The sequence below is a fragment of the Acidobacteriota bacterium genome (genome assembly GCA_029861955.1).
Taxonomy (GTDB): domain Bacteria; phylum Acidobacteriota; class Polarisedimenticolia; order Polarisedimenticolales; family Polarisedimenticolaceae; genus JAOTYK01.
The window spans coordinates 1-6,681 of sequence record JAOTYK010000073.1 but is presented as its reverse complement, the minus strand read 5'-3'; the positions used below and the strand labels follow the sequence as shown (position 1 = coordinate 6,681).

The window sequence follows — 6,681 nt, the reverse complement described above, 5'->3', positions numbered from 1 at the left end:
ACGCTTGTTGGAGCCGGGCATAGCGACGACTTGCTGATCGGCACGCCGAAGATCGCCGAGGCGATGGTGGCCTATCTTCTTACCGGCAAGGTAGAGACGGACCGGATCGATTTTCCGCCGCTGTGATCCGAAGATCCGCCAACCACGACGACTGCGTTATGATGAAGGCATGAACATCCCAAGACCTGTCGTGCCGATTCTCATGACTGCCGCGTTGCTCCTTGCGTTGCCGGCGTTCGCCCAGTCCGAGCCCCAGGGCGAGCCCATCCTGCGCCTCGTTCTAAAAGGCGGCGAGACGATCGACCTCGTCGAACCCATCAAACATCTGGACGGCCTTGTTCTTTTTCGCATCCCTGGCAAGGGCCTGAGTTCGATTCAGGAAAGCCAGATCGAAAAAATCATTGAACTGAAACCCGGCGCCAACGCTGCTGCCAAGGAGGCCTCGGACCCGGCGATCCAGAGCTTCAGTAACAAGGACCTTCCGGAGACCACGAGCGCGGAGACGAACCCGGTCATCAAACCGATCCCGGGAGCGTTCACTAACGAGGATCTCCTATCGAACTCGGAGGTCGAAGAATCCGAAGAACCCGCATCAGAGAATGATGTCGTCGAGACCGACGGGGTACGTGATGCCGCCTGGTGGCGCGGTCAGCAAGAGGCCCTCGAGGCAGAGATCACGCTGGCCGAACGAAAAGAACAAACCACCTGGCAATTCCTCGTTTGTGCCGAGCACGGCATTCCGCTGGACGATGGCCAGTGTGCGATGAAGGTCGGCCGGCTGCGCAAGATGAACCAGCGCCCCAACACGCCCACCGAGAAGTCGCTGACACGGCAACTCGGTGAGGTTAGATCGGAACTCAAAGAGGCCCGCGAGAAACTGGTCCGACTTCAAGAAGAGGCGTTAGCAGCCGGGCATCGCCTCTAGGACTTTGTCTCTATCTGCTTGAAATCGAAACAGACAGGAAACGGGGGTAGGTCAAAGACCTACCCCCGTCATTTCCTACTTGCAGCTCTTGTTTCCGGATGGTCCCCTGCACTTATTTCCGCAGCAGTCGCTGTTGACCGTGCAGCTGTCACCGACCGGTGCACACAAGCATGCTGGCAAGGCGGAACATACGGAATCGTCACAGTCGATCTGGCCATTGCAATCGTCGTCCTGGCCGTTTCCACATACCTCGGTGCCGCCGATGCAGTCCGGATCCGCGCAATCGACCAGTAGATCGCAGTCGTCGTCGGCGCCATTGCCGCAGACCTCTAATCCGCCACCGCAGTCGAGGGCGCAATTGCTGCAGTCCTCGCCCTCGTCGCAAGTCGCATCACCGCAGCAGAAGCTGCCGCCGGTCACCGGTGTCGTCGTGCAACTGGCGCCATTGTCGGTGCAAACAGCATCCGTGCAGGTCATCGGGTTAGGTCCGGCTCCGTCGCCGCAGCAGTAGCGGTTGGACGGTCGACCGCCGGTTCTGCCGTTGCAATCAGCGGAGCAACTCAGGCAATCTTCACCGTTGCCGATTTCGCAGACCCCGTTGCCGCATATCGCACCACTGGTCGAGCCGCTGACACAATCTCCGGGGCAAGTGTTGCAATCCTCGCCGGGATCGCAGACGCCATTGTTGTCGCAGATCGGGCAGCCTGTACATGCCGAGGTATCGACGGCCGAGCAATCCGGCAGACAGGCGAGGCTGCCGCCGCTGCAACCGAAGTCGCCACAGGTCTGACCGCGGAGGTCGGTTCCGTCGCAACCCTCGCCGGGCTCCGCGGTGTTGTTGCCACACTCGCCCCCGCCACTGACCGGGATGCCGATGGCGTAGACGTCAGGCGAGTCCGACGTCCCACCACCTTCGTGGCGATTGTCCGTATAGACAGCGATCAGGCTGTCCAGAACGACATCCAGTCCGTTGTAGTCACCGAACTCGAAGCTGTCTTCGAGGCTAGGACTGATCACGGTCGTCACCTGTTGAGGGGCCGACCAGGATTGCGCTCCATCGGTGGAGAAACTGTAGAAAAGGTCGACGCTGGTACGGCTAGGATCCCGCCGGGTGTCGTAAAAGACCACATGGACAGTGCCGTCTACGCCGACAGCAAGCCACGGGTGCCAGCGATCGACGGAATTGGAGTCCGCAGTCTCGTGGGGAGTCGTGACAGACCAGCTGTTTCCACCATCTCGAGAGTAGCCGACCTGGATTCGTCCGTGGTTTGCCGACGGTGTTGACGAGTCCGCGTTCGTGTTGTCCGTCCACGCCGCGTAGACAGATCCAGCGTAAAGTCCGTTGCTACGGTCGGTGTCGGCGGCCGCATAGACGAAGGCCTCGCGAACATTGATCGACGGCAGGGGGAAGATGAAAGATGCCTGAGTCACGGCGATCTCGCTGATCGGGCCGAAACTGACGCCGCCATTGGTGGACTTGACGAACTTGATCCGACGGCTGCTGGTCGTGGGCCAGATGTAATAGATGTTGCCGGCAGCATCCGTCGTGATGTCGCTGCCGATTCCTCGGTCAGCGGTCAAACTCGAAAAGGCCTGCGTACTCCAGGAGTTACCGTCATTGGACGACACCGAGAATTTCAACACATTGGAGTCGTGCCATGTCAGGTAGACGTTGTCCTTGTATGGCGACGTCGCGCTCTGATCGACGTGTAGGAATTCCTTATCGCTGCCACCGTTAGTCAATTCGCGACGAGGGTCGCCAGGCGTGGCGTTCTCTAGGCCGTTCCAACTTGCGCCCCCGTCATCGGAGCGGTAGACCCAGACGCTGCAACCGCCAGCCCCGCAGCTTCCGAGAGTCGAGGCATACGCCAGGCTTCCGTCGGCGGACCAGTCGACGGTCGGGTCGCAACAGGTGCCTCCGAGTGGTAGGAGGATCTCGTTCCAGGTGACGCCACCATCGGTCGAGCGATGCATCTTCTGCCCGCCGCCCGGTCCATTAGATCCCGCGATGACGATGTTGGTATCGACCGGATTAATCTTGACGGCGGACTCCGCGGCGCCGATGGGCGACGTCACGCGGGATTCACCGGAGAGCGCTCGCTGTTGGTAGAACGTATCGGTGTCGGTGCCAGTTGCCATGTCGACAACGTACTTGCCGTCAACACGGTTAATCTTCGTGTAGACGTTTCCGTCGATCAGGTAGCCGCCATACATCTGCTGAAAGATCTGCAGCGCGCTGCGGGGGTACTGCGCGGGTCCTTCGCGCAACATGTCAGGATTGTTGCGACGCATCAAAACACGGAAGAACGCCGGGACGGGGTCGCTCAGTTCCTTCTCATTGTCCGCGAGGACGTCGAGATCTTCCTGAGTCAGCGAGTAGTTGCGATCGTCCCAGGGTCCAATTTCGACGAGGCTCGGATAATCGACTCGGACGTCGATCCCACGGCTGGAATCGATCGTTTGCGCGAATAGCGGTGTCGCGAGCGCCATGCAGATCACCAGCGCCGCCATTGGAAGATGGATCGGTTTCAAGTGGAGGCCCCCTTTTTCGTTTCGCCCGTATCGGGAGAAAGCGTGGACTGTGTACCCCGCCAGGAGCCGGGGGTCAAGCAGGGATGAAACGGATCCGACGTGGCAGGTTATTGTGCTCATCATTTAGTTGTTGCCCCGAGGGCCGGACCACGACAATACTTGCCCGCCCGCACCGCAGGAGTGCCGCTCCCTTGCTCTTTAATTCGCTGACATTCCTTGTGTTCTTCGCCGTCTTACTGCTCTGCTACGGCGTGCTGCGTTCATGGCGCATGCAGAAGTCGCTGCTGCTGGTCGCCAGCTACATCTTCTATGCTGCGTGGAACCCACCGTTCGTCGTCTTGCTGTGGATCTCGACCTCCGTTGACTGGTTCGCGGCTAAGCGTATGCACATCGAGGAGCGCAACGGGCGGAGAATCGCCCTGCTCTGCGTAAGCCTCGTCGCCAACCTGGGTCTGCTTGCTTTCTTCAAGTACGGCGGTTTCGCGCTTGAGAACTTCCAAAACGTCGTCGGCTTCTACGGGATGCACTTCGAGGCGGCGGCGCCGGACATCATCCTTCCCGTCGGTATCTCGTTCTATACCTTTCAGACACTGAGCTACACGCTGGACGTCTATCTGCGCCGGTCAACGCCGTCGAAGTCGCTTCTGGACTTTGCGCTCTACGTGACGTTCTTTCCGCAGCTCGTCGCGGGTCCGATTGTGCGCGCGACCCATTTCTTGCCGCAATGCCTGGCCCCGCGTCGTGCGACCCGCCAGATGCTGAGCTGGGGTCTGTTTCTGATGACGCTGGGGCTGTTCCAGAAGGTGGTACTGGCCGATACGATGCTGGCGCCGTCGGCAGAGACGGTCTTCGGTTGGGACCGGGGTCCGCTGGCGATGCTGGATGCATGGGCCGGCGTGCTGGCCTTCTCGGGGCAGATCTTCTTCGACTTCGCCGGGTACTCGACGTGCGCGATCGGTGCGGCGCTCTGTTTTGGCTTCTCGCTTCCCGACAACTTCAAGAGCCCCTACGCGGCCATCGGCTTCAGCGACTTCTGGAAGCGCTGGCACATCTCGCTCTCGAGTTGGTTGCGCGATTACCTCTACATCCCTCTCGGCGGCAACCGTAAAGGGCGGGTGCGTACCGACATCAATCTGATGGTCACGATGCTTCTTGGTGGAATGTGGCACGGGGCCAGCTGGACCTTCGTGGCCTGGGGCGGGTTGCACGGGATCTATCTGGCCGTCGAGCGCTGGTTGCGATCGCGTTTCGCGGGCGCTCGCTGGGTGCATACGTTCGTTGGCAAGGTGCTGCTGGGACTCCTGACCTACCTGCTGGTCAACATCACGTGGGTGTTCTTCCGCGCCGACACGTTTACGCGTGCCAAGCTGATGATCTTCTCGATGATCGGCGTGATCGGGGACGGCGCCCAGGTCTTGGCGACGCGCCAACTGTTGACCGTCGCGGTCGTGATCGGTGTGCTGGTGATCATGCAGTGGGTACATCGCTCGATCTCCATCGAGGCTGCCGCCGAACGTTTACCCAACTGGGCGCACGGTCTGGTGTGGGGCGTCATGCTCGTCTTCCTCGTTCTTGCTCAAGGGTCGGACAATGCGTTCATCTACTTCCAGTTCTAACGCGGAAGGTTTCGTGCGAGCGGTTCCCCGTGGGAACTGGCCCGTCTCCTGCGTCATCGCCATCGTCTTCGTGTTGCTTGTGACGGCGGTGTGGGAGCTCCGCGTACGCGGGATGGGTTATCGGCCAAGCGTCAACGAGACCAGCGACCTCTGGGCCCGGGAACGCAGTCGGCTCGACCGGCCGGGCATCGACATGGTAATCATCGGCTCCTCCCGCGCTCAGTTCGATTTCGATCTGAAGACCTTCGCGGATTACTTCTCCATCGAGCCTCCCGTCCAACTGGCGATGCCGGGCACCAACCCTATGCAACTGCTCGAGAGTGTTGCGGCGGCCGAGAAATTCTCGGGCACGGTGGTCCTGGGCGTCACGCCGGCGTTGTGGTTCGTCCCCGAGGGCATGCCGGTTGAGCAGGCGCGCCAGGCGGTCGGACGCTACGAGAACTGGTCGCCGTCTCAGCGCGCGGGCCTGGCGCTGTCCATCCCGCTGCAGCGCCTTTTCGCGTATCAGAATCAGGAAGATCTGAAACTGGGCGAACTGCTGGCACGCATACCGATCAAGAACCGCCCCGCGGCCGAGGCCAACCAGCCACCGCTCTTGCCGCCGTACTTTACGGGGATCGATGGTCGTCGACAGGCCCGCATGTGGGAACAGTGCGACTTCGGGTCGCCACTGGCCCTCGAGATTCAGCGTCGCTGGCTGGGACTGTTCAAGCCGCCACCGCCACCACCCGGTGTGACGCCGGAGGAGTTGCAGCAGATGTTCGGCGCGTTCATCGAGGCCAACCTGGAACGGCTGCGAGTCGCGGTGGAGACGCTACGGTCGCGCGGTAGTCGTGTCGTTTTCGTGCGCTTGCCGTCGACCGGTACGTTGCGGGAGATCGAGCTCGGTATGGCGCCGCGGGAGGCGTTCTACGAGCGCATGCTTGCGGTGACCGGCGCGCCGGGAGTTCACTTCCAGGACTATCCCGAACTGAGTGACTTCGACTGCCCCGAATGGTCGCACCTGACCGCCAGTGATGCGGTGCTGTTCACCCAGCGACTGATGCCGATTCTGGAAAACGCGTTGGTTAATCCCGCGCCGGTCCACCGTCCTCGGCCGGCCGATCCCGCCCTGTCGCCCGATTCTGCTCCGGATCGGGGAAACGATACGGTCGACTGATCGTTTCGATTCCGGCAGGAATCGGCCAGGTCTGTCGTCGAAACGCGTCGGCGAACTCGGTGGGACGTTCCGCGAGGCCATCCTCGATCAGTTGTCGGTACCCCTGTGCAACCCCCAGGCCTTCCCAGCGAAGGGTGTCGCGCACCGGGTCGTAAAAGCACTCCGGGCGAGCAACGTAGGTATAGATGGCGGCATTTGCGATCGGGCCATCCCTGTCGAGCTCGATCCATGGCGTCACGTCGATGCGCAGGTAGTACTTCTCTCGGCGATCCAGAAAAGGAAGTTCCGCGGCTTCGGTCTCGGCCAGAAGACCGTTGCAAGCCCCGTCGCGGGACAACGCCAGTCCGAGGAACAGCACCGGACTCGACTCCTCGTCGTCATCGAAGATCACCTGTCCAACCGTATTCCAGGCTCGGGCGTAGCCGTGGAGCACCGCCGTGCGCAACTCC

5 protein-coding genes are annotated in these 6,681 nt (G+C 61.2%); 3 read left to right on the top strand and 2 right to left on the bottom strand.

From position 1 onward, the window contains the following. The first annotated feature begins 169 nt into the window (after positions 1-169). Entirely contained in the window at positions 170-925 is a 756-nt protein-coding gene (locus OES25_17285; protein ID MDH3629392.1) for a hypothetical protein, read from the top strand. Between the two features lie 75 nt (positions 926-1,000). Here OES25_17285 and OES25_17280 read toward each other — a convergent pair whose 3' ends face one another. After that, entirely contained in the window at positions 1,001-3,457 is a 2,457-nt protein-coding gene (locus OES25_17280) for a hypothetical protein (protein MDH3629391.1), read from the bottom strand. Between the two features lie 191 nt (positions 3,458-3,648). Between OES25_17280 and OES25_17275 the strand changes: the two genes are divergently transcribed. Both OES25_17275 and OES25_17270 read left to right on the top strand, forming a co-directional pair. Beyond that, entirely contained in the window at positions 3,649-5,073 is a 1,425-nt protein-coding gene (locus OES25_17275) for an MBOAT family protein (GenBank protein MDH3629390.1), read from the top strand. Between the two features lie 13 nt (positions 5,074-5,086). Continuing rightward, the gene (locus OES25_17270; GenBank protein MDH3629389.1) at positions 5,087-6,232 is read left to right on the top strand and encodes a hypothetical protein; all 1,146 of its coding nucleotides are present in this window, start codon (positions 5,087-5,089) and stop codon (positions 6,230-6,232) included. On the opposite strand, the gene OES25_17265 is transcribed toward OES25_17270, so the two are convergent. Then, a partial coding sequence (locus OES25_17265) for a gamma-glutamylcyclotransferase (protein MDH3629388.1) occupies positions 6,141-6,681 on the bottom strand: 541 nt, incomplete at its 5' end. The two genes, OES25_17270 and OES25_17265, sit on opposite strands and share 92 nt — an antisense overlap.

Excerpts from the sequence above, each read along its gene's own strand:
- OES25_17285 (MDH3629392.1), top strand. The coding sequence starts at position 170 with ATGAACATCCCAAGACCTGTCGTGCCGATTCTCATGACTGCCGCGTTG.